Origin of the sequence: Uruburuella suis (assembly GCF_022870845.1) — a bacterium.
Taxonomy (GTDB): Bacteria; Pseudomonadota; Gammaproteobacteria; order Burkholderiales; family Neisseriaceae; genus Neisseria; species Neisseria suis.
On sequence record NZ_CP091507.1, the window covers coordinates 2,440,762 to 2,463,277 of the forward strand.

The window sequence follows — 22,516 nt, forward strand, 5'->3', positions numbered from 1 at the left end:
GCCAACCTCTTGAAGTCAACTAAAAATAAGAAGTCGCCTTCTTATCCTTTTGTTTTGCTTCTGCTTGTCTGCCGCCTTCTACGGCAGCTTTCGCTTTCGCTTTGATTTGCAAAGTGTGGTGGAGGCAAACGGGATCGAACCGATGACCCCCTGCTTGCAAAGCAGGTGCTCTACCAACTGAGCTATGCCCCCAGTGTCGGGTCCGGCCTCTGATTGGTGGGTCTGGGAGGACTTGAACCTCCGACCCCACGCTTATCAAGCGTGTGCTCTAACCAGCTGAGCTACAAACCCAAGGCCTTATGTTTACTTCCTTTGCATCTCTAATCTACAGTTTACCGATAAGTGTGAATGCGAATACGCCCCGTCTTCTCTAGAAAGGAGGTGATCCAGCCGCAGGTTCCCCTACGGCTACCTTGTTACGACTTCACCCCAGTCATGAAGCATACCGTGTTAAGCGGGCTCCCGAAGGTTACCCTACCCAATTCTGGTATCCCCCACTCCCATGGTGTGACGGGCGGTGTGTACAAGACCCGGGAACGTATTCACCGCAGTATGCTGACCTGCGATTACTAGCGATTCCGACTTCATGCACTCGAGTTGCAGAGTGCAATCCGGACTACGATCGGTTTTCTGGGATTGGCTCCACCTCGCGGCTTGGCTACCCTCTGTACCGACCATTGTATGACGTGTGAAGCCCTGGTCATAAGGGCCATGAGGACTTGACGTCATCCCCACCTTCCTCCGGTTTGTCACCGGCAGTCCCATTAGAGTGCCCAACTTAATGATGGCAACTAATGGCAAGGGTTGCGCTCGTTGCGGGACTTAACCCAACATCTCACGACACGAGCTGACGACAGCCATGCAGCACCTGTGTTACGGCTCCCGAAGGCACTCTCCTATCTCTAAGAGATTCCGTACATGTCAAGACCAGGTAAGGTTCTTCGCGTTGCATCGAATTAATCCACATCATCCACCGCTTGTGCGGGTCCCCGTCAATTCCTTTGAGTTTTAATCTTGCGACCGTACTCCCCAGGCGGTCAATTTCACGCGTTAGCTACGCTACTAAGGCATCATGTACCCCAACAGCTAATTGACATCGTTTAGGGCGTGGACTACCAGGGTATCTAATCCTGTTTGCTACCCACGCTTTCGAGCATGAACGTCAGTGTTATCCCAGGGGGCTGCCTTCGCCATCGGTATTCCTCCACATCTCTACGCATTTCACTGCTACACGTGGAATTCTACCCCCCTCTGACACACTCTAGTTACCCAGTTCAAAACGCAGTTCCCAAGTTGAGCCCGGGGCTTTCACATCTTGCTTAAATAACCGTCTGCGCTCGCTTTACGCCCAGTAATTCCGATTAACGCTCGCACCCTACGTATTACCGCGGCTGCTGGCACGTAGTTAGCCGGTGCTTATTCTTCAGGTACCGTCATGACCTGAGGGTGTTATCCCCAGGCTTTTCTTCCCTGACAAAAGTACTTTACAACCCGAAGGCCTTCTTCATACACGCGGCATGGCTGGATCAGGCTTGCGCCCATTGTCCAAAATTCCCCACTGCTGCCTCCCGTAGGAGTCTGGGCCGTGTCTCAGTCCCAGTGTGGCGGATCATCCTCTCAGACCCGCTACTGATCGTCGCCTTGGTGGGCTCTTACCCCACCAACTAGCTAATCAGACATCGGCCGCTCAAATAGCGCAAGGCCCTAAGGTCCCCTGCTTTCCTCCTCAGAGAATATGCGGTATTAGCCATCCTTTCGGACAGTTATCCCCCACTACTCGGTACGTTCCGATGCATTACTCACCCGTTCGCCACTCGCCATCAAAAGAGCAAGCTCTTCTATGCTGCCGTCCGACTTGCATGTGTAAAGCATGCCGCCAGCGTTCAATCTGAGCCAGGATCAAACTCTTATGTTCAATCTCTAACTTTTTTAACTTCTGGTCTGCTTCAAAGAAATAAACGAAGATATGTTATACATAATCTTGTCTATCTTTTTTCAACAGTGTGAGGCGTCTCCGCACTCACACTTATCGGTAATCTGTTTGTTAAAGAGCAGGGATGGCAGTATACAGCAACAAAATCCTTTGTCAACCTCAATTCATACAAATCGTTTCAAAAACGCTTTAAATTAAGACCAACTGTGCTATAATTATCTGTTCATCACATCGCCGCCGAAGCAGCGAAGAACCGAACTATACCCAAACCACCAAAACCCGTCAACATCTATCTGCAAAAATATTTACAATAAAATATCACCCGATTGTTTTAGCTGGGTATTTTTTATCAACTCTCCCCTCCATTTCCTGCCAGTCAAAACAATGCAGAGAACAATATCGTACTAAGGCCGTCTGAAAAGGGGTTCAGACGGCCTTTGCGATTATTTCAATATGCAATGCAATCCCAGGCAAGAATACACAAAACAGCCTATGCGCATCGGCATATTATGGGCAATTCCAAAGAACTTTGAGATTTAATTTTACGATAAGATGATTTTGTGTGATTTCGCGCTTTTGTAGCAGAAACTTCATCAAGCTACTTGCGCTTTTATTGCAAATACATTACATTTCCTTACATAAAGAGCAAACGCTCGGAAAAGCCAAGTACACAAAGGCATAATTAAAGAGAGAGAATGCTCCGCGAGGGGTAAAGTTGATATGCAATATAAACAGGCTGCCGGATATCCGGCAGCCTGTTTTTCGTTAGGGGATGTTGTCAACGCTGCAAAATCACTTCCAGCACAAATTTGCTGCCGACATAAGCGAGCATCAAGCTGACAAAACCGATAATGGTCCACACCGCAGCCTGCTTGCCCCGCCATGCACTCAGGTGGCGTTTGGACAAGAGCGCGCCATAAATCAGCCACGATAAAATGCCGAACACGGTTTTATGGGTGAGCCCTGCGGGCTTACCGAATACTTCTTCAGCAAAAAACGTGCCGCTGACCACAGAAAATGTGAGCAACAAAAAGCCTATCCACATGCCCTGAAACATTAACTTTTCCAAACTCAGCAGCGGCGGCAGAAACGACACCATCGGCGAAAATTGGCGCTTGTGCAGATTGCGGTTCAGCAGCAGAATCAGCACCGCCAGCAAAGTAACGATGCCAAACAGGCCGTAGGCCAACAGTGAAGCGCCGACATGCAGCATAAACGGCCAATTGCTGATTTGGTAGCCAACGTAATGGCCGGGAAACACCGCCGCGAGCAATAAGGAAAAAGCCGCACAGGGATAGAGCAGCAATTGCAGCCCGCGCAAACGGTAGAAGAAGCTGCCGACCCAATACATGGTGAGCATCAGCCACACAATCAGGCTGACGGAATAGCCAAACCCCATCACCAGCACATGGTCGTGCAGCACCGGCAAAATCAGCACCAAGCCGTGCACCAAAAGCGCCGGTGCCAAAATGGCGAGCTCGGTTTTCAGTGGATAATGCCGGGCATTTTTTTTCTGATGGTGCCATACAAACACAGCCAGGCCGGCATACACCAGCATCAGGCAAATCAGGACAATAGGCATGGCAAACTCTCTGTTGCGCGCATATTCACAAATGCGTCTGTAGTGTAGAATATGGCAATTTTAGCAAATAACGCCTGCTTGCGGGCGGCTATTCTCATATTAAGGATACGCATGTTAGACAATTTAACCAGCCGCTTCAGCAATGTTTTTAAAAACATCCGCGGCCAATCCAAACTCACGGAAGACAACATCAAAGAAGCCTTGCGCGAAGTGCGCCTGGCCTTGCTGGAAGCCGATGTGGCGCTGCCCATCGTAAAAGACTTTGTCAACAACGTCAAAGAAAAAGCGCTCGGCCGCGAAATCACCGACAGCCTCACGCCCGATCAGGCTTTTATCGGCGTGGTGAATGAAGCCTTGGTCGATTTGATGGGCAAGGAAAACAGCTCGCTCAATCTGGCCGCTGCGCCGCCGGCGGTGGTGTTGATGGCCGGTTTGCAGGGCGCAGGTAAAACCACCACCGTGGGCAAGCTTTCGCGCCTACTGAAAAACGAGCAAAAGAAGAAAATTCTGGTGGTGTCTGCCGACGTTTACCGCCCTGCCGCCATCGAGCAGCTGAAATTATTGGCCGAACAAGTGGGTGTGGATTTTTTCCCGTCGGATGCCGGCCAGCAGCCGGTGGACATCGCCCGCGCAGCGGTGGATTATGCCAAAAAGCATTTCTACGATGTGTTGATGGTGGACACCGCCGGCCGCCTGGCCATTGATGAAGCGATGATGAACGAAATCAAAGCGCTTCATGCGGCGGTGAATCCGGTGGAAACGCTGTTTGTGGTGGACGCTATGCTCGGCCAAGATGCGGTGAACACGGCGCAGGCATTTAATGAAGCGCTGCCACTCACCGGCGTAATTCTCACCAAAATGGACGGCGATTCGCGCGGCGGTGCGGCTTTATCGGTGCGCCAAACCACCGGCAAGCCGATTAAATTTATCGGTATCGGCGAAAAGGTGAACGGGCTTGAGCCTTTCCACCCCGACCGTATTGCCAGCCGCATTCTCGGCATGGGCGACGTGCTCACTTTGATTGAAGATGTGCAAAAAGGCATCGATGAAGAAGTGGCCGCCAAAATGGCGAAAAAGCTGCACAAAGGCAAGGGCTTTGATTTAAACGACTTTAAAGAGCAAATCCAGCAAATGCGCAATATGGGCGGGCTGGAAAACATCATGTCGAAAATGCCGGGCGAAATCGGCCAGCTTTCCAAGCAGATTCCCGAGGGCACGGCCGAAAAAGCCATGGGTCATGTGGAAGCCATTATCAATTCGATGACGGCCAAAGAGCGCGCCAACCCTGCCCTGCTCAAAGCCAGCCGCAAGCGCCGCATTGCCGCAGGCTCAGGCACCACCATTCAAGAAGTGAACAAAATGCTCAAGCAATTCGAGCAATCGCAGCAGATGATGAAAATGTTCAGCGGCAAAGGCATGGGCAAACTGATGAATATGGCCAAAGGCATGAAAGGCAGATTTCCGGGCATGTAATCGGTTTCAGACGGCCTGTGATATATATGTGATAAAAAGGCCGTCTGAATCGATTTTAAAGCAGCCTTGAGATTTAACTTTTACCTTAAAGTTTCTGCCTCAGCATAAAGGCCGTCTGAAAACATATAATGTTTCAGACGGCCTGCTTTTTTATTTGGGGCCGCTTCAATCGATTTCAAAACAGCTTGAGCTTTAGCTTTTCTCCAAAGTTGTTGCAATATGACAAAGGCCGTCTGAAACATTATATGTTTTCAGACGGCCTTTATGATTGTTTGAATCACTTCTTCAAATACTGCGCCAAAGTATCGGGAAAATCGGTGAAAATGCCGTCGGCTTTGGCCTGCTCAAACAAGGCGGCATACATTTCATCGATATTGCGCACATAAGGCGGCAGCGTTTCGCGGCGCACGGTGTAGGGGTGCAGCTGCAATTGGGTGGTTTGGATATCGGCCACCATCGGCGTGGCCACGATATGGCCGGGACGCGATTGTTTTTCATCCAGCAGCATATACCAAGCAGGGCCCACACCATCGGCGTAGCGGGCGATTTCTTTCATCGCGCCGGGTTTGAACATCCAATCGTAATCATAATTCACCCAACGCCCGTTTTGGCGCGCCTGCGTTTCGCCCCAATCGCTGTAGGCCACAAGCTGCACCAGTTTCACATTCATGCCCATTTGTGGCAGCAGCTCGGTTTTGATGCGTTTGAGCTCGTTGAAATCAAAGGTTTGCAGATAAACCGGATCGCTTTTTTGCGTGTAGCCGTATTTTTTCAGCATTGCCAACGTGGCGCGGGCGATGTCTTTGCCTTCTTGGTGGTGCAGCCACGGCGCTTTGATTTCGGGGTAAATGCCGATGCGTTTGCCGCTGGATTTTTCCAGGCCGCGCACAAACTGCAATTCTTCTTCAAAGGTGTGGATTTTAAACGACCCTTGCCACAGCGGAAAACGATCGGGATACACCGGCACTTGTTTGCCGTTTTCGGTTTTGAAATTTTCCGTCATTTGCAGCGAGCGGATTTCGGCCAGCGTGAAATCGGGCACATAATATTTGCCGTCGGCGCGCGCGCGGCCGGGGAATTTCTGCGCCACATCGGTGAGGCCGTCGAGAAAATGGTCGTGTATCACCACAAGGTGATTGTCTTTGGTCATCACCAAATCTTGCTCGAGATAATCCGCACCCTGGCCGAATGCCAAGGCCTTGCTCTCCAGTGTGTGTTCGGGTAGATAGCCGCTGGCGCCGCGGTGGGCGATAATCAGTTTGTCTGCTGCCAAAGTGTTTGCTCCGATAAGCGCCAATGCCAGGAAACACAGCCATTTTTTCACGATGATGCCTTTAATGGAATGAATGTGCGGCCAGCATACACAGCGTTGATGACAATTATATGTAAAGATGCCGTCTGAAACTTCAGACGGCATCTTTTATAGCATATACCGGTGTTTAGCGGTCAACACTCAAGCGCGTTTTTCCAACACGGCCACAGCGGGCAGCTCTTTGCCTTCCAAAAATTCCAAAAACGCACCGCCGCCGGTGGAAATATAACTGATTTGGTCGGTGATGCCGAATTTGGCAATGGCCGCCAGCGTGTCGCCGCCGCCGGCAATTGAGAAGGCGTTGCTTTGCGCAATGGCTTTGGCCAAAGCTTCGGTGCCGCCGGCAAATTGGTCGAATTCAAATACGCCCACGGGGCCGTTCCACACGATGGTGCCGGCGGCTTTGAGCAACTCGGCCAGTGCGGCGGCCGATTGCGGGCCGATATCGAGAATCATGTCGTCGGCTGCTACATCGTCCACCGATTTAACCGTGGCTTTGGCATCGGCTGCAAATTCGGAAGCCACCACCACATCGGTAGGCAGTGGCACCACGCCGCCTTTGGCAGCCATTTTGGCCATGATTTTTTTCGCTTCGTCTACCAAATCGTGCTCGGCCAGCGATTTGCCGATGGGCTTGCCCTCAGCCAGCAAAAAGGTGTTGGCAATGCCGCCGCCCACGATGAGCTGATCCACTTTATCGGCCAGGCTTTCCAAAATGGTGAGCTTGGTCGACACTTTGCTGCCGGCCACAATCGCCACCATGGGATGTGCCGGCGCTTTGAGGGCTTTGCCCAGCGCATCGAGTTCGCCCGCCATCAACACACCCGCACAGGCCAGCGGTGCGGCTTGCGCCACGGCTTCGGTGGACGCTTGCGCACGATGAGCCGTGCCGAACGCATCGTTTACAAACACATCGCACAAAGCCGCATAAGCTTTGCCCAATTCGAGATCGTTTTTCTTCTCGCCTTTGTTGATGCGCACGTTTTGCAGCATGGCCACGTCACCGGCTTTGAGCGCAGGCTTTTGCTCGCGCCAATCGTTGAGCACGCGCACTTCTTTGCCCAAAAGCTTACCCAAATGGGCGGCCACGGGCGCAACATCGTCTTCAGGCTTGAACTCGCCCTCGGTGGGGCGGCCCAGATGCGACATCACAATCACAGATGCGCCATTGTCCAAACAATATTGAATGGAAGCCAAAGAAGCGCGGATGCGGGTGTCGTCACTGATGGCACCGTCTTTAAACGGCACGTTCATATCGGCACGGATCAATACGGTTTTGCCTTGCACGTTTTGATCGGTGAGTTTCAAAAAAGCCATGTCGGTGTCCTTGTGGGTGAATGAAACAAATCGGGGTAATTATGCGGCAAGCCTGCGCAATGGTAAAGCCGCGCGTTGTCGGGGCTTGATGTGCATCACCTTACACGCAGCTACATTATCCGCACGATATGCAGTACAATCGCAGCAGCCATATGGCCGTCTGAAAAACTTGATCATCAATAACAAGGAAATCGTGTTATGAACAAAAAAATCACCGCCCTTGCTTTCGCCGGCTTCGCCGCCCTTGCTTTATCGGCCTGCTCCGGCAATAAAGCCCCCACTGAAGAGCGCACCGGTGCCGCCGGCAGCGCCGCCAAACCGGCCGCCTCAGCAAGCGCCGGCAATTGCCGCAGCATTCCCACGCCGGCGCCCACCAAAGGGCGCAATGATGCTTATTTGTGCTCGGCCTCTGCCGCCTTGAATTCTGCCGAAGCCAAAGAAGTGCTCGATCCGGCCATACGCGTGAGCTACGGCAATGTCGGCGCCAACACGCTCACTTCGCGCCAAGTGGCCAATGCCGTGGGCAAAACCCCTGAAGAAACCTGCCAACGCGCTTTTTTAAACACCGTTAAGCGCTTCCAAACCACCGCTGCCCAGCGCGGCAGCAAATCGGTGCGCGTGATCAGCTATTTCGATAAGAAAACCGTTGGCGGCGGCCAATACGAATGCCACATCGGCACGTGGAACAGCCGCGTGGTGCTCAAAGGTAATCTGTAAACCCCTTCTCGCTGAAACACAATGACCGCAATTACCATCAAACCGCTGGCCGCCTGCCCACAGCATATTGATCAGCTTGCCGATGCCCTGCATGCCCAATGGCACGATTTTGTGCCTTGGGCAAACCGGCAGAAAATTGTGGCGCGCTACCAAGATGCCTTGGCCGGCGGGCAGCTTTTCCCACAAGTGTGGATGGCCGAAGACGCGCAAAGCCGGCTGCTCGGCTCGGCATCGGTGAAAGAATACGATTTAAACTATCATGAAGCCGCCCGCTATTGGCTGGGCGATGTGTTTGTGCTGCCCGAGCATCGCGGCTGCGGTGCCGGCAAAGTGCTGGTGCACACAGCCATCGATTTTGCCCGCGCTCAGGGCGTGCAGCAGCTTTATCTCTACACGCCCGATATGCAAAACCTCTATGAGCGCTATGGCTGGCGGCGCATTGATGAGCGCTGGGTGAATGGCGAAACGGTGTCGATTATGCTGATGGACATCGTTTGATTCAAAAGGCCGTCTGAAAAATAATTTCAGACGGCCTTTTGAATGATTTTTATTGATGCCACAACCATTATGCAGCGCATTTCGCACGCGCAGCCGCCAAAGCAGCATCCAGCTTTTTCGCCGTCACTTCACCGAGCAAAGTTTGGCGGTAGCCGCACTTGGGTGCTTCCACCACGGTAAAGGGCAAGCCGCCGATGCTGTTGCCAAAGCTTTTCATCCACGCGCGGCTGTCGTTGCCGCTGTAGCGCCAGATCGGATAGCGCACCGGCGTGGTTTTTAAAAATCTGCCGATATTCTCGCTGCTGTCGAGCGCAATGCCCACCATATCGACGCTGCCTTTTTTCTGCTTTTGATACCATGCCGACATTTCCGGCATTTCCTTGCGGCAGGGGCCGCACCAAGTGGCCCAAAGATTCACCACCCGCACCGGTGCTTTGAGTGCGTTCACATTTTCGGGCGCATTGCTTTGCCAATCCTGCAAATCGGCCGCCACGGCCTGCGCACCTGCGGCGAGTAAAGCCGCTGTTAGAAATACGGTGATTTTTTTCATTTTATCAAGGCCTTCTCAAAATCGATAACCATGCCAAACCTAAAAATAAACTAACCCGGCGGCGAGCCGAAAACAGGATATTAGGTTTGCTAATGGGCTATTGTAACCGCAACAAGCGCCCCTATCTTTAGCGCCATATCAATAATTGCTTAAAAATCCCGGCCGCCGCACGCGACAAGGGGCAAGCCGTGCTTTACAATGAAACCAAACATCTCTTTGCCGCACCTGAGGAATCTGCCATGCCCGAAACCGTTATCCTGTATCACAATAATCGCTGCAGCAAATCGCGCGCGGCGCTTTCCTTGCTGCAATTGCGCGGCTTGAAAATCAAAGTGGTGCATTATCTCGACACCCCGCCCGATGCCGATGAGCTGAAGCAGCTTTACCGCCGGCTCAAGCTCGATTCGCCGCGCGGCATGATGCGCACCAAAGATGCGCTTTACCGCGAACTTGCGCTCGACAACCCGGCCTTAAGCGATGAAGCGCTGATTGCCGCCATGGTCGAGCACCCCGCCCTTATCGAGCGCCCGATTGCCGTATTCGGCCAACAAGCCGCCATCGGCCGCCCGCTGGAAAACATTGAAGCGATTCTGCCCGACCACACCTCCTGAGCCCATGTCTATTCCGCTTTGGCGCAGCCGCACCGGCTTGCGTTATTATCTTTTTCACGGCATTGCCCTGAGCCTTTTGCTGGTAGTGCTCGCGCTCGGCGCATGCGTGTGGTCGGTTTACAGCACCGGCAACCGTCCTTTGGCCGCCGATGCGCGCGCCGATGCGGCGGTGGTTTTGGGCGCAGCCGCCTGGGACAAACGCCCTTCGCCTGTGTTTCAAGAGCGCATCAACCACGCCATCGCCCTCTATCAGAGCCACCGCGTTGAAAAATTGGTGTTTACCGGCGGCACGCCCAAGCAGGGCTTTATGACCGAAGCACAAGTGGGCCGGCGCTACGCCATCAAGCAAGGTGTGCCCGCACGCGATATTTTGTTTGAAAACACCTCGCGCGACACTTATCAAAATCTGATTAACATCAAACCTTTATTGCGTGAACACGATATCCAAAGCGTGATTATCGTCAGCGATCCTTATCATTTGGCACGCGCCGCCGCCATTGCCGACGATCTCGGCATCAATGCGCAAACCTCGGGCACGCCCACCAGCCGCTACAGCGAATCACGCAACAAAAACCGCTTTCTGATGCAGGAGAGCTATGCCTTGTTTTTATATTATTGCAATCACTGGGGCGAGCGCCTGCTGGAATGGCTGAAGCTGGCTTAGGGTCTGCTCACATTTCATCACGCAACATTCTTTTGGCTCAAAAACGCGCCTGCTGCGTTGAAAATGCTCGCAAAGTGTCCAACCTTGCTGCGCTTTTCGCCTTGCAAGCACGCTTTTGCCCTCAAAATCTTACTCGCGGATGAATTGTGAACAGACCCTAGAAGCTTTCAGACGGCCTTGGCAACCTCTGCTTAATCTTCCCCGCAATGCTGAGGGACTTTGCCACATTTCAGCCGTAAGTACGATTTTGAGCGCAAAAGCGTGATAACAAAACGGAAAACGCAGCAGGTGCGTTTTTTTTACCGGCATTACCCAGCTATAAAATGCAGACAATCTCCAAAGATTTTTTCAGACGGCCTCGACAACGTTTGCCCAATCTTCCCCACAATGTTTAATCTTTTAACGTTACAATAAGCCATTATCCAACCTAAGGCCGTCTGAAATGTATCTTTGGTTCAAGCTGCTGCATGTATTCTTTATCATTTCCTGGTTTGCCGGCTTGTTTTACCTGCCGCGCATTTATGTGAACCTCGCCCAAGTGGAGCCGGGCAACCGCTCGGAATACCAACGCCTGCTGGGCATGGCCGAGCGCCTGTTTAAATTTATGACACCCTTGGGCATAGGCGCGATTGTTTTCGGCTTTGCCATTCCGTTTGTCACCGGCTGGTGGGGGCAAGGCTGGGTGCACACCAAAATCACCCTCGGCGTGATTTTGCTCGGCTATCATTTTTACTGCTACCGCCTGCTGCTCGATTTTCAAGACAACCGCAACCGCTATTCGCATAAATGGTATCGCGTGTTTAACGAAATTCCCGTGGTGATTATGGTGATTGCCCTTTATCTTGTTGTGTTCAAACCCTTCTGAAAAGGCCGTCTGAAAAATGACCGTAGAAATCGAACGCCGCTTCCTGCTTAAAAACGACAGTTGGCGCGCAAAAGCCGGCGCGCCGCAAACCCTGCGCCAAGGCTATTTGAGCGTGGAAAAAGAGTGCACCATCCGTGTGCGCATTATCGGCAACCGCGCCTGGCTCACCCTCAAAGGCTATATTTCCGATGTGTCGCGCAGCGAATTCGAATACGAAATTCCGCTCGCGCATGCCGAAACCATGATGGCCACCATGTGCCCCTTCAAGCTGGAAAAACACCGCTACGAAATCGAACATGAAGGCTTTGTATTTGAAATCGACGAATATTTCGGCGACAACGCGCCCTTGGTGGTGGTGGAGCTGGAGCTGCCCGATGAAAACGCCCCATTTGCCAAGCCCGATTGGCTGGGCGAAGAAATCACGTCAAACGGCTGCTATACCAATGCGTATTTAAGCAAACACCCTTATTCAAAATGGGAAAAATAAAGGAATCAATATGTTCGACACCTTAAAACAAAAATGGCATCAATTTGAAGCCGAGCACCTCACCCCGAAAGCGCCCGAGCCCATCACCTACCATGCCGTCATCAGCGCCGATTATTTGGCCGGCGAAGCCAACGGCAAAGAGTTCGGCCGTGTGGCCTGGCAAGATATCGAGCTGGTGGTAATCAACATCGAAGGCGATTTCGAACCTTTCCCTTATTGGTATATCGGCCACGCCGAGCAAGGCGTGCGCTTGCCGCAAGACACCGCCAATATGGCCGATGTGCTGGCCGCGCTGGCGCAGCATCTGCCGCATTTCGCTTCCGCCACCACCCGCAAAGAAATCGACACCGCCATGCAGGCGGCAGAAGGCCGCTATTATATTTGGCAGCGCTAGGGTCTGAAACAGATTACACCTCTCCGATCCATTTTGAATCTGCCCTCAATAGCAAAAGGCCGTCTGAAAGCTGTTAAAATAACGCCCGACAATCATTGGGCAACCAAGCCGTTTCAGACGGCCTTTTCTCATTCAGCAAGGATTTCGCACATGAACCGAAACGAACAACTTTTCAACCGCGCCAAAGCCATTATCCCCGGCGGCGTGAATTCACCCGTGCGCGCTTTCGGCAGCGTGGGCGGCGTGCCGCGTTTTATCCAAAAAGCCCAAGGCGCTTATGTGTGGGATGCCGATGGGCAGCGCTATATCGATTATGTCGGCTCGTGGGGGCCGGCCATTGTCGGCCATGCCCACCCCGAAGTGATTGAAGCCGTGCGCGAAGCCGCTTTGGGCGGTTTGTCGTTTGGCGCGCCCACCGAAGCCGAAATCGTGATTGCCGAAGAAATCGCCAAAATCGTGCCCAGCGTGGCGCAATTGCGCCTGGTCAGCTCCGGCACGGAAGCCACCATGAGCGCCATCCGCCTGGCGCGCGGCTTTACCGGCCGCGACAAAATCATCAAATTCGAAGGCTGCTACCACGGCCATTCCGACAGCCTTTTGGTTAAAGCCGGCAGCGGCCTGCTCACCTTCGGCAACCCCAGCTCCGCCGGCGTGCCTGCCGATTTCACCAAACACACGCTGGTTTTGTCCTACAACGATGTGGCGCAGCTGGAAGAAACCTTCGCCCGAATCGGCGACGAAATCGCCTGCGTGATTTTAGAGCCGTTTGCCGGCAACATGAATTTAGTGAGGCCGTCTGAAGCCTTTGTGGCCGCCTTGCGCGCCCTCACCGAAAAGCACGGCGCCGTGCTGATTTACGATGAAGTGATGACCGGATTCCGCGTGGCTTTGGGCGGCGCGCAATCGCTGCACGGCATCACACCCGACCTCACCACCATGGGCAAAGTGATCGGCGGCGGTATGCCGCTGGCGGCTTTTGGCGGCCGCGCCGACATTATGGCCTGCATTTCCCCGCTCGGCGGCGTGTATCAGGCCGGCACCTTGTCGGGCAACCCCGTGGCCGTGGCCGCCGGCTTGAAAACGCTGGAAATCATTCAGCGCCCCGGCTTTTATGAAAACCTCAGCGCGCGCACCGAGCAGCTCACCCAAGGCCTGCAAGCCGCAGCCGATGCGGCCGGCGTGCCGTTTGCCACCGATTTTATCGGCGGCATGTACGGCCTTTATTTCGCCGCCACATTGCCGCAAAGCTATGCCGACATGACCCGCACCGACACCGAAGCCTTCAAACGCTTCTTCCACGGCATGCTCGAGCGCGGCGTGGCTTTCGGCCCCTCGGCCTACGAAGCCTGTTTTATGTCGGCCGCCCACACGCCCGAATTGATAGACGAAACCGCAGCCATTGCGCATCAAGCCTTTGCCGCCATGGCATAATGCGAAGAGGCCGTCTGAAAGCGTTCAGACGGCCTGCCTTCTCTATCCGCAAGCTTCATCAACAAGCAGCCGATAAACTGCTATAATCTTGATTGCTGTTTCACACTACAACCCACTACAAACCGAGGAGCTTCTCATGGCACTTGTATCCATGCGCCAACTGCTGGACCATGCGGCGGAACACAGCTACGGCCTGCCTGCGTTTAATGTCAACAATCTCGAACAAATGCGCGCCATTATGGAAGCCGCCGACCAAGTGAACGCGCCCGTTATCGTGCAAGCCAGTGCCGGCGCGCGCAAATATGCCGGTGCCCCATTTCTGCGCCACCTGATTTTGGCCGCCATTGAAGAATTTCCGCATATTCCCGTGGTGATGCACCAAGACCACGGCGCCTCGCCCGATGTGTGCCAGCGCTCGATTCAGCTGGGCTTCAGCTCGGTGATGATGGACGGCTCGCTTTTGGCCGACGGCAAAACGCCCGCTTCCTATGAATACAACGCAGAAGTCACCCGCAAAGTGGTGGAATTCTCTCATGCCTGCGGCGTGTCGGTAGAAGGCGAAATCGGCGTGCTGGGCAACCTCGAAACCGGCGAAGCCGGCGAAGAAGACGGTGTGGGCGCAGTGGGCAAGCTCTCGCACGACCAAATGCTCACCAGCGTGGAAGATGCCGCCCGCTTCGTGAAAGACACCGGCGTGGATGCGCTGGCCATCGCCATCGGCACCAGCCACGGCGCTTATAAATTCACCCGCAAGCCCACAGGCGATGTGTTGCGCATCGACCGCATCAAAGAAATCCACGAGCACCTGCCCAACACCCACTTGGTGATGCACGGCTCAAGCTCGGTGCCGCAAGAATGGCTCGCCATTATCAACGAATTCGGCGGCAACATCGGCGAAACCTACGGCGTGCCGGTGGAAGAAATCGTGGAAGGCATCAAACACGGCGTGCGCAAAGTGAATATCGACACCGACCTGCGCTTGGCCTCCACCGGCGCCATCCGCCAATTTATGGCCGAAAACCCGGCCGAATTCGACCCGCGCAAATACCTCGCCAAAACCGTCACCGCCATGAAACAAGTCTGCATCGACCGCTATCTGGCGTTTGGTTGCGAAGGCCAAGCCAGCAAAATCAAGCCGGTTTCGCTGGATGCCATGGCCGAAAAATACGCCAAAGGCGAATTGAACCAAATTGTGAGATAAGCAGGCTCATCAACACAACAGGCCGTCTGAAAGAAAGCATTCAGACGGCCTGTTTATTAATGGATGCAAATTGATAAAGCGGTGAGCCAAAGCCGACAAAATTTAAATGGTTTAAAAAAATCAATCTTTTGAAAAGCAGACGTTGGATTACAGCCTTGGCCGCATCCTATACATCAAACAGGCCGTCTGAAAAAACGTTTCAGACGGCCTGTTGCCAACATGATTAAATCAAGCGCCCAAAAACCAAAATTTGGCCGCCCACAACACCGCCACAATCCACACCATAGGCGGCACATCGCGCGCCTTGCCGCACAAAAGCTTGATCACAGCATAGCTGATAAAGCCCATGGCGATGCCGTCGGCAATCGAATAGGCAAAAGGCATAAACACAATAGTCAGAAACGAAGGTGCGGCTTCGGTCATATCGTGCCAATCGATTTCCGTGGCGCTGCGCATCATGTGCACACCCACATAAAGCAGCGCCGGCGCGGTAGCAAACGCGGGCACGGTTTGCGCCAGCGGCGAAAACCACAAGCAAGCCAGCATCAACACGCCCACCGTCACCGCCGTCAAACCCGTGCGCCCGCCGGCGGCCACGCCCGAAGCGCTTTCGATATAAGGCGTGGTGGAAGAAGTGCCCAGCGCCGCGCCGGACACAATCGCAGTAGAGTCGGCCAACAAGGCGCGTTTCAAACGCGGCAGCTTGCCGTTTTTTAGCAAACCCGCACGGTGCGACACCCCCACCAGCGTGCCGGTGCTGTCAAACAAATCCACTAAAAAGAAAACAAAAATCACGCTCACCATGCTCACGGTAAACAGATCTTTAAAATCCATCTGCATAAACGTGGGCGCAATGCTGGGCACGCTGCCGATCACCCCTTTGAATTCACTCAAGCCCATCATCACCGCAATCGCGGTAATCGCCAAAATGCTCAAAATAATCGCACCGCGCACCCGATAATGATCCAACACGATAATCATCAAAAAGCCCAGCATCGCCAGCAAAGCGGAAGGATTATGCACATCGCCCATGCTCACCAGGGTGGCCGGATTGGCCACAATAATGCCCGCGCCTTTGAGCGCAATCAGCGCCAGAAAAAGGCCGATACCGGCGGCAATCGACATTTTCAGCGACATCGGCAACGCATTCACCAAAGCTTCGCGCACTTTAAACAAGCTGAAAACAATAAAAATAATGCCCGACACAAATACCGCGCCCAACGCCACCTGCCAAGGCACACCCATGCCTTTGACCACCGCATAAGTAAAATAAGCATTCAAGCCCATGCCCGGCGCCAAGGCAATCGGATAATTGGCCAGCATGCCCATCACAAAGCAGCCGATGGCCGAAGCGATGCAAGTGGCCACAAACACCGCCCCGATATCCATGCCGGTTTCCGACAGAATCAATGGGTTGACGATAATGATGTAGCACATGGTCAGAAAAGTGGTCAGGCCGGCGAGCAATTCCGTGCGGACATTGCTGCCGTTTTCTTTCAGCTTGAATAATTTTTCAAACAAGCCTTTGTGTGTGTCGTTCATAATATCAAGGTAAAACAAAGTAAATGAGAGAGCGCATTATAACGCTTTTAACCAATAGCCACGCCTTTTGTTGACAATTTCAAGCGACTGCCCTCTTTTCTGTGGCATTTATGTATAAGGCCGTCTGAAAAGTTTCAGACGGCCTTTGAAAGCACAACAAGGTTTAACATCTGGCACGCATTTACAACGCGGCTACAACGCGGCAGACACATTTTGGGGCCAATACATTGCCGCGAAATGCAATATGAACAGGCTCTATAATGAAGTGCATAAAAAAGTGATACGGCGGGTAGGTTGGGTTGCAAACCCAACAAATCTACAAGCCGTCTGAAACGTTGGGGTTATCAACCCAAGCTGCACCGTTGTAAAATGGCGTTCCGTGTCACTTTTGCTTGCATTTCACTATAGTACAGAAACCGATGTAAGCCGTAGGCACGATTAATACCAATCCAAAAAAATAAACCATGATAAATATTACATAAAAAGGCCGTCTGAAAGGTTTTCAGACGGCCTTTGATGCCGGTTTCGTTAAAGAAGCTTATGCCTCGACACGGACCACTTCGCCACGCAGGGAAAAAGTAAACGCTTCTTTGATTTCGATATCCACCATTTGGTTGATTAAACGCGGCTGCCCGGTAAAATTCACCACACGGTTGTTGGCCGTGCGCGCCTGCAATTGATCCGGATCTTTCTTGGACACACCTTCCACTAAGCAGCGTTGCACCGTGCCTATCATGGTTTGATTGATGCGGGCCGTTTCCGCCTCAATCACTTCATTCAGCGCTTCCAGACGGCGCACCTTTTCCTCATGCGGCGTATCGTCTGCCAGATTCGCCGCCGGTGTGCCCGGGCGCGGGCTGTAAATAAACACAAAACTCAAATCAAAGGCGATGTCTCGCACCAACTTCAAAGTTTGCTCGAATTCAGCTTCGGTTTCACCCGGAAAGCCGACAATAAAATCAGAGCTCAAACACAAATCAGGGCGGATGGCACGCAGCTTGCGGATAATCGATTTATATTCCAGCGCTGTGTAGCCACGTTTCATGGCGCTCAACACCCGATCCGAGCCGCTTTGAATCGGCAAGTGCAAATGGGAAACCAGCTTGGGTAAGTCGCGGTAGCATTCGATAATGCGCTCGCTGAATTCTCGCGGATGGCTGGTGGTAAAACGCATGCGTTCAATGCCCGGAATCTCGTGCACAATGCGCAAAAGCATGGCGAAATCGCAAATCTCACCATCATCCATCAGGCCGCGGTAAGCATTCACATTCTGGCCGAGCAGATTAATCTCTTTCACGCCTTGTTGCGCCAAATTGGCCACCTCTGTCAGCACATCGGCCAACGGACGGGAAAATTCCTCACCGCGGGTATAAGGCACCACGCAAAAGCTGCAATATTTGGAACAGCCTTCCATAATCGACACAAATGCCGAGCCGCCTTCCACGCGCGCCGGCGGTAAATGATCGAATTTTTCGATTTCCGGAAAGGAAATATCAACCTGTGCACGGCCGGTTTCTTTTTTATCATCTATCATTTGCGGCAAGCGGTGCAAAGTTTGCGGGCCGAACACCACATCCACAAACGGCGCCCGCTTCACTATCGCCTCACCTTCCTGTGAAGCCACACAACCGCCCACACCGATAATCAGATTGGGATTTTTCGCCTTTAAAGGCCGCACCCGCCCCAAATCGGAAAACACTTTTTCCTGCGCTTTTTCACGCACGGAGCATGTGTTGAACAAAATGATATCGGCCTCATCAGCCTCGCTTACCTGCACCAAATCGTCACCTTCGGCCAGCACCGACAGCATTTTTTCGCTATCGTATTCATTCATCTGGCAGCCAAAGGTACGGATAAATACTTTTTTCATGTTGATTGCATTCGCTACAATTGCCCGGCAGCACGTTGCTCGAAAATACGCTGCTCAGGCTCGGTTAAAATCCAAATCTCGGTAATATTGTTGCCGCTATCTCGGCGGACAGCCACGGTTTTCCCCACATGCGATGCCAATTTGCCGCGCACAATAAAACGGTTGCGCTCATCTTTCACACGCAAACCCGAGGTAACGTTAAAAACGCGGCTGTTGTCCAGCCAGCCCAAGGTTAAAATCTTCAGCCAAGAAATGCCATTATTGCCCAATACAATCTGCGGATAAGCCACTTCTTTGAGCACGGCCACATCCATATCATCCGGCACGGCGCGCTGCGCCCAGCCCACTGAAGAACACAGCAACAACATCACAGCAAATATGCGATACATTTTCCCCTCCCCTGATTATTGGCCCGCCGGCCACACACAGATTGCATAGTGAATAAAAAAATAATACACAAAAAAACTAAAGATTACCTAAAGCGTCCTGACTATTCGTTTATGAGGGGGATTTTATTTCTGAGAATGCAGATGCAAGGCAAAAAACATAGCAAGGTTGGACACCTTGCGAGGCTTTTTAACGCGGCAGTACGTTTTCAGGGACAACACCACCCGTAAATCAAAATGTCAGGACGCCCTAGCAAGAATAATGCCTCACCTTAATCGCTATACATCACCAGCTTTACCTTGTATCACTTTATTCTTGCCTTCACTATAACACAATGCTGCATTTTCAGACGGCCGCCAACCACTCAGATGCCGACCGTCATGAAAAGAAAAAACCAGCCGGCCGGCTGGTTTTTCAAGATACACGACTTAAGCTTGCTCGGCAGTGGCTTCAGCAGCTTTGTCCACCAGCTCAACCAGTGCCAAAGGTGCATTGTCACCCTTACGGAAGCCGTATTTCAATACACGAACATAACCGCCGTTACGTGCAGAAAAACGTGGGCCCAATTCGTCAAACAATTTAACCACCACATCGCGATCGCGCGTGCGGTTAAATGCCAAACGGCGGTTAGCCAAAGAAGGCTTTTTACCCAAAGTAATCAAGGGTTCAACCACTCGGCGCAGCTCTTTGGCTTTAGGCAGAGTAGTCACGATGGTTTCATGGGTCAACAAAGAGTTTGCCATGTTACGCAGCATTGCAGCGCGGTGGCTGCTGGTGCGGTTTAATTTACGATTGCCATTACGATGACGCATGTCATTATCCTTTAATCTTCAAACTTACGGCTTTTCCAAGCCCACAGGCGGCCAAGCTTCCAGTTTTGATCCCAACGTCAAGCCTTTAGAGGCCAGCACTTCTTTGATTTCATTCAAAGATTTGCGACCCAGATTCGGCGTTTTCAACAACTCGGTTTCAGTACGTTGAATCAAATCACCAATATAATAAATATCTTCAGCTTTCAGGCAGTTAGCCGAACGCACAGTCAATTCCAAATCATCTACCGGGCGCAACAGAATCGGATCGATCGGAGGCGCTTTTTCTTCCACCTCTTCAACCGGCGTTCCTTGCAAATCGGCAAAAATAGACATTTGGTCAATTAAAATGCGTGCGGCACTGCGAACAGCCTCTTCAGGCTCAATCGAACCATCGGTTTCAATATCCAAAACCAAACGATCCAAGTCTGTACGCTGTTCTACACGTGCGGGTTCAACTTCAAAGCTAACACGGCTGATGGGCGAAAAGCTCGCATCCAGTTGGATGGCACCGATCTGCTTGTTGTCATCGCGCAAAGCGCGGCGACCGGACACAGATTGATAACCACGGCCTTGCTCTACCTTGATTTCCATTTCGATATTGCCATTGTCAGACAAATGACAAATCACATGACCCGGATTGATGATTTCAACATCGTGCGGCAGATCGATATCACCTGCCACCACAGGGCCGGCACCGGATTTTTTCAAGGCCAGCTGAACTTGACCACGGCCGTGCAGCTTGAATACCACGCCTTTGAGATTCAACAAGATGTCAACCACATCCTCTTGAACGCCGTCCAAAGTCGAATATTCATGCAACACGCCGGTAATGGCCACTTCAGTGGGCGCAAAGCCATTCATGGATGACAGTAAGATACGACGCAAAGCATTACCTAAAGTATGGCCGAAACCACGCTCAAAAGGCTGCATAGACACTTTGGCGCGGGTTGCAGACAAAGTATCGACATCAATTTGACGAGGTTTCAAGAATTCGGAAGTGCTGTTTTGCATTTAACTGTCCCTCACTTAACCAGCATTATTTAGAGTAGAACTCTACCACCAGCTGTTCATTAATATCGCCAGTCAATTCTGAGCGATCCGGCATATTTTTAAATACACCTTCCATTTTGGTTGCATCCACAGCCACCCAAGAAGGCATGCCGATTTGCGCGGCCAAACCCAAGGCTTCCTGAATACGGACTTGCTTTTTCGCTTTTTCGCGAACAGCCACCACATCACCGGCCTTCACTTGGAAAGACGGGATATTGACAATTTGACCGTTAACGGTAATGGCTTTGTGCGATACCAATTGACGGGCTTCGGCACGGGTAGAGCCATAACCCATACGGTATACAACATTATCCAAACGCGACTCCAGCAATTGCAACAGCAATTCGCCGGTAGAACCTTTACGGCGTGAAGCCTCTGCAAAATAACGGCGGAATTGACGTTCCAAAACGCCGTAAATGCGGCGGATTTTTTGTTTTTCACGCAATTGCAAACCATAATCCGACAAACGCGGCTTACGGGCGCCATGCTGACCCGGAGCAGAGTCGAGTTTACATTTGGATTCTAAAGAGCGGCGTGCGCTTTTCAGAAACAAATCGGTGCCTTCACGGCGAGCTAATTTACATTTCGGGCCGATATAACGTGCCATTTCTCAATCACTCCAATATTAAATACGACGTTTTTTAGGCGGACGGCAACCGTTATGAGGCAACGGGGTAACGTCGGTAATGCTGGTAATCTTGAAACCAAGAGCGTTGAGCGCACGAACAGAAGATTCACGACCGGGACCCGGGCCTTTAATGCGAACTTCCAGATTTTTCACGCCATACTCTTGGGCAACTTTACCAGCGGCTTCTGCAGCTACCTGAGCTGCAAACGGTGTACTTTTACGTGAACCTTTAAAACCCGCACCACCAGAGGTAGCCCAAGATAATGCATTGCCTTGACGGTCGGTAATAGTAATGATGGTATTATTAAAAGATGCATGTACATGCACAATACCTTCACTCACGGTTTTACGTACTTTTTTGCGTACACGCGAGGCTGTGTTTGCTTTAGCCATTAATCAAATCCTTAAAAATTATTTTTTACCGGCAATCGCTTTACGCGGGCCTTTACGGGTGCGCGCATTGGTACGAGTGCGCTGACCGCGGCAAGGCAGGCCGCGACGATGGCGGAAGCCGCGATAGCAGCCCATATCCATCAAACGTTTGATACTCATGGTCACTTCACGACGCAGATCGCCTTCTACTTCATATTTGGCAACTTGTTCACGCAAAGATTCCAATTGGGACTCATCCAAATCTTTTACCTTGGTGCTCGGCACAATGCCGGCAGCTTCGCAAATCAATTTAGCACGAGTAGCGCCAATACCGTAAATGGCTTGCAAACCGATTACGATATGGGCGTTATTAGGGATATTCACCCCTGCAATACGAGCCATATTTTTTCCTTTAGGGCAAAAAGTCTGTCACTATAACACAAAACCCGAGCTGATGTAAATCAACCTTGACGTTGCTTGTGACGGGGGTCAGTACAAATCACACGTACCACGCGATTACGACGGATAATCTTGCAGTTACGGCAAATTTTCTTTACAGAAGGTTGTACACGCATTCTTCTTCCTTTCTTTAAAATTAGCGCGCCCGGAATACGATACGCGCACGGGTCAAATCGTAAGGCGTCAGCTCTACTGTCACCTTATCGCCCGGCGAAATACGGATATAGTGCATTCGCATTTTGCCGGAGATATGACCCAAAACCACATGATCATTTTCAAGCTTTACCTTAAATGTCGCATTGGGCAAGGTTTCTAAAATCTCGCCCTGCATTTGTATGGTATCTTCTTTAGCCATAGTATA

Annotated in this window: 24 protein-coding genes, 2 tRNA genes and 1 rRNA gene; 10 read left to right on the top strand and 17 right to left on the bottom strand. The window is 51.9% G+C overall.

The genetic code is table 11. From position 1 onward, the window contains the following. Window positions 1–116 precede the first annotated feature (116 nt). The 4 genes from LVJ78_RS11125 to LVJ78_RS11140 form a co-directional block, all read right to left on the bottom strand. A tRNA-Ala gene (locus LVJ78_RS11125) sits at window positions 117–192 on the bottom strand. A 22-nt stretch (window positions 193–214) separates the two neighbouring features. Then, window positions 215–291: transfer RNA gene (locus tag LVJ78_RS11130), tRNA-Ile, on the bottom strand. Between the two features lie 83 nt (window positions 292–374). Further along, window positions 375–1,915 (bottom strand): 16S ribosomal RNA (locus tag LVJ78_RS11135). Window positions 1,916–2,711: 796 nt separating this feature from the next. After that, window positions 2,712–3,515, bottom strand: a complete 804-nt coding sequence (locus tag LVJ78_RS11140; protein ID WP_132954526.1) for a cytochrome C assembly family protein — start codon at window positions 3,513–3,515, stop codon at window positions 2,712–2,714. Window positions 3,516–3,626: 111 nt separating this feature from the next. Here LVJ78_RS11140 and ffh point away from each other — a divergent pair, with 111 nt between their 5' ends. Then, window positions 3,627–4,988, top strand: a complete 1,362-nt coding sequence (ffh, locus tag LVJ78_RS11145; RefSeq protein WP_132954527.1) for a signal recognition particle protein — start codon at window positions 3,627–3,629, stop codon at window positions 4,986–4,988. A 277-nt stretch (window positions 4,989–5,265) separates the two neighbouring features. Here the strand turns inward: ffh and glpQ are convergent, their stop codons facing one another. Together glpQ and LVJ78_RS11155 are read right to left on the bottom strand one after the other, a co-directional pair. Then, the gene (glpQ, locus tag LVJ78_RS11150) at window positions 5,266–6,312 is read right to left on the bottom strand and encodes a glycerophosphodiester phosphodiesterase (protein ID WP_207894332.1); all 1,047 of its coding nucleotides are present in this window, start codon (window positions 6,310–6,312) and stop codon (window positions 5,266–5,268) included. Window positions 6,313–6,441: 129 nt separating this feature from the next. Further along, window positions 6,442–7,617: a phosphoglycerate kinase gene (locus LVJ78_RS11155; RefSeq protein WP_132954529.1), complete on the bottom strand. Its 1,176-nt coding sequence runs from the start codon at window positions 7,615–7,617 to the stop codon at window positions 6,442–6,444. Window positions 7,618–7,815: 198 nt separating this feature from the next. On the opposite strand from LVJ78_RS11155, the gene LVJ78_RS11160 reads away from it, so the two are divergent. Both LVJ78_RS11160 and LVJ78_RS11165 read left to right on the top strand, forming a co-directional pair. Then, the gene (locus LVJ78_RS11160; protein ID WP_243650389.1) at window positions 7,816–8,334 is read left to right on the top strand and encodes a hypothetical protein; all 519 of its coding nucleotides are present in this window, start codon (window positions 7,816–7,818) and stop codon (window positions 8,332–8,334) included. A 21-nt stretch (window positions 8,335–8,355) separates the two neighbouring features. Beyond that, entirely contained in the window at window positions 8,356–8,832 is a 477-nt protein-coding gene (locus tag LVJ78_RS11165; RefSeq protein ID WP_132954530.1) for a GNAT family N-acetyltransferase, read from the top strand. A 67-nt stretch (window positions 8,833–8,899) separates the two neighbouring features. Here LVJ78_RS11165 and LVJ78_RS11170 read toward each other — a convergent pair whose 3' ends face one another. Continuing rightward, complete coding sequence (locus LVJ78_RS11170; protein ID WP_132954531.1) at window positions 8,900–9,382, bottom strand: TlpA disulfide reductase family protein; 483 nt, start codon at window positions 9,380–9,382, stop codon at window positions 8,900–8,902. A 239-nt stretch (window positions 9,383–9,621) separates the two neighbouring features. Between LVJ78_RS11170 and arsC the strand changes: the two genes are divergently transcribed. The 7 genes from arsC to fba all read left to right on the top strand — a co-directional run bounded on the left by arsC (window position 9,622) and on the right by fba (window position 15,035). Further along, window positions 9,622–9,993, top strand: coding sequence for an arsenate reductase (glutaredoxin) (gene arsC, locus LVJ78_RS11175; RefSeq protein WP_132954532.1), 372 nt, complete (start codon window positions 9,622–9,624; stop codon window positions 9,991–9,993). 4 nt (window positions 9,994–9,997) lie between these two features. Continuing rightward, complete coding sequence (locus LVJ78_RS11180; protein WP_132954533.1) at window positions 9,998–10,657, top strand: YdcF family protein; 660 nt, start codon at window positions 9,998–10,000, stop codon at window positions 10,655–10,657. Between the two features lie 442 nt (window positions 10,658–11,099). Then, window positions 11,100–11,522 (top strand): CopD family protein, encoded by a 423-nt coding sequence (locus LVJ78_RS11185; RefSeq protein WP_132954534.1) that lies wholly within the window; start codon window positions 11,100–11,102, stop codon window positions 11,520–11,522. A gap of 16 nt (window positions 11,523–11,538) precedes the next feature. After that, window positions 11,539–12,009, top strand: coding sequence for a CYTH domain-containing protein (locus tag LVJ78_RS11190; protein WP_132954535.1), 471 nt, complete (start codon window positions 11,539–11,541; stop codon window positions 12,007–12,009). Between the two features lie 10 nt (window positions 12,010–12,019). After that, entirely contained in the window at window positions 12,020–12,403 is a 384-nt protein-coding gene (locus tag LVJ78_RS11195; protein ID WP_132954536.1) for a hypothetical protein, read from the top strand. A 150-nt stretch (window positions 12,404–12,553) separates the two neighbouring features. Beyond that, window positions 12,554–13,834 (top strand): glutamate-1-semialdehyde 2,1-aminomutase, encoded by a 1,281-nt coding sequence (gene hemL / locus LVJ78_RS11200; RefSeq protein ID WP_132954537.1) that lies wholly within the window; start codon window positions 12,554–12,556, stop codon window positions 13,832–13,834. A 136-nt stretch (window positions 13,835–13,970) separates the two neighbouring features. Then, complete coding sequence (fba, locus tag LVJ78_RS11205; RefSeq protein ID WP_132954538.1) at window positions 13,971–15,035, top strand: class II fructose-bisphosphate aldolase; 1,065 nt, start codon at window positions 13,971–13,973, stop codon at window positions 15,033–15,035. A gap of 228 nt (window positions 15,036–15,263) precedes the next feature. Here fba and LVJ78_RS11210 read toward each other — a convergent pair whose 3' ends face one another. The 10 genes from LVJ78_RS11210 to infA form a co-directional block, all read right to left on the bottom strand. After that, window positions 15,264–16,577 (bottom strand): NCS2 family permease, encoded by a 1,314-nt coding sequence (locus tag LVJ78_RS11210; RefSeq protein WP_132954539.1) that lies wholly within the window; start codon window positions 16,575–16,577, stop codon window positions 15,264–15,266. A 538-nt stretch (window positions 16,578–17,115) separates the two neighbouring features. Beyond that, on the bottom strand, window positions 17,116–18,447 hold the full coding sequence (miaB, locus tag LVJ78_RS11215) for a tRNA (N6-isopentenyl adenosine(37)-C2)-methylthiotransferase MiaB (protein ID WP_132954540.1): 1,332 nt from the start codon (window positions 18,445–18,447) through the stop codon (window positions 17,116–17,118). Window positions 18,448–18,461: 14 nt separating this feature from the next. Continuing rightward, entirely contained in the window at window positions 18,462–18,836 is a 375-nt protein-coding gene (locus tag LVJ78_RS11220) for a hypothetical protein (RefSeq protein WP_132954541.1), read from the bottom strand. A 426-nt stretch (window positions 18,837–19,262) separates the two neighbouring features. Further along, entirely contained in the window at window positions 19,263–19,646 is a 384-nt protein-coding gene (rplQ, locus tag LVJ78_RS11225; RefSeq protein ID WP_132954542.1) for a 50S ribosomal protein L17, read from the bottom strand. A 24-nt stretch (window positions 19,647–19,670) separates the two neighbouring features. After that, the gene (locus tag LVJ78_RS11230) at window positions 19,671–20,657 is read right to left on the bottom strand and encodes a DNA-directed RNA polymerase subunit alpha (protein WP_132954543.1); all 987 of its coding nucleotides are present in this window, start codon (window positions 20,655–20,657) and stop codon (window positions 19,671–19,673) included. Between the two features lie 25 nt (window positions 20,658–20,682). Beyond that, entirely contained in the window at window positions 20,683–21,303 is a 621-nt protein-coding gene (gene rpsD, locus LVJ78_RS11235) for a 30S ribosomal protein S4 (RefSeq protein WP_132954544.1), read from the bottom strand. Between the two features lie 18 nt (window positions 21,304–21,321). Continuing rightward, a complete protein-coding gene (rpsK, locus tag LVJ78_RS11240; RefSeq protein WP_002216249.1) occupies window positions 21,322–21,717 on the bottom strand; it encodes a 30S ribosomal protein S11 in 396 nt (131 codons plus the stop codon). A gap of 18 nt (window positions 21,718–21,735) precedes the next feature. Continuing rightward, window positions 21,736–22,098: a 30S ribosomal protein S13 gene (gene rpsM / locus LVJ78_RS11245; RefSeq protein WP_132954545.1), complete on the bottom strand. Its 363-nt coding sequence runs from the start codon at window positions 22,096–22,098 to the stop codon at window positions 21,736–21,738. Window positions 22,099–22,157: 59 nt separating this feature from the next. Next, window positions 22,158–22,271 (bottom strand): 50S ribosomal protein L36, encoded by a 114-nt coding sequence (gene rpmJ, locus LVJ78_RS11250; RefSeq protein WP_003697674.1) that lies wholly within the window; start codon window positions 22,269–22,271, stop codon window positions 22,158–22,160. 20 nt (window positions 22,272–22,291) lie between these two features. Then, window positions 22,292–22,510, bottom strand: a complete 219-nt coding sequence (infA, locus tag LVJ78_RS11255; protein WP_003684714.1) for a translation initiation factor IF-1 — start codon at window positions 22,508–22,510, stop codon at window positions 22,292–22,294. Between the last annotated feature and the right edge of the window lie 6 nt (window positions 22,511–22,516).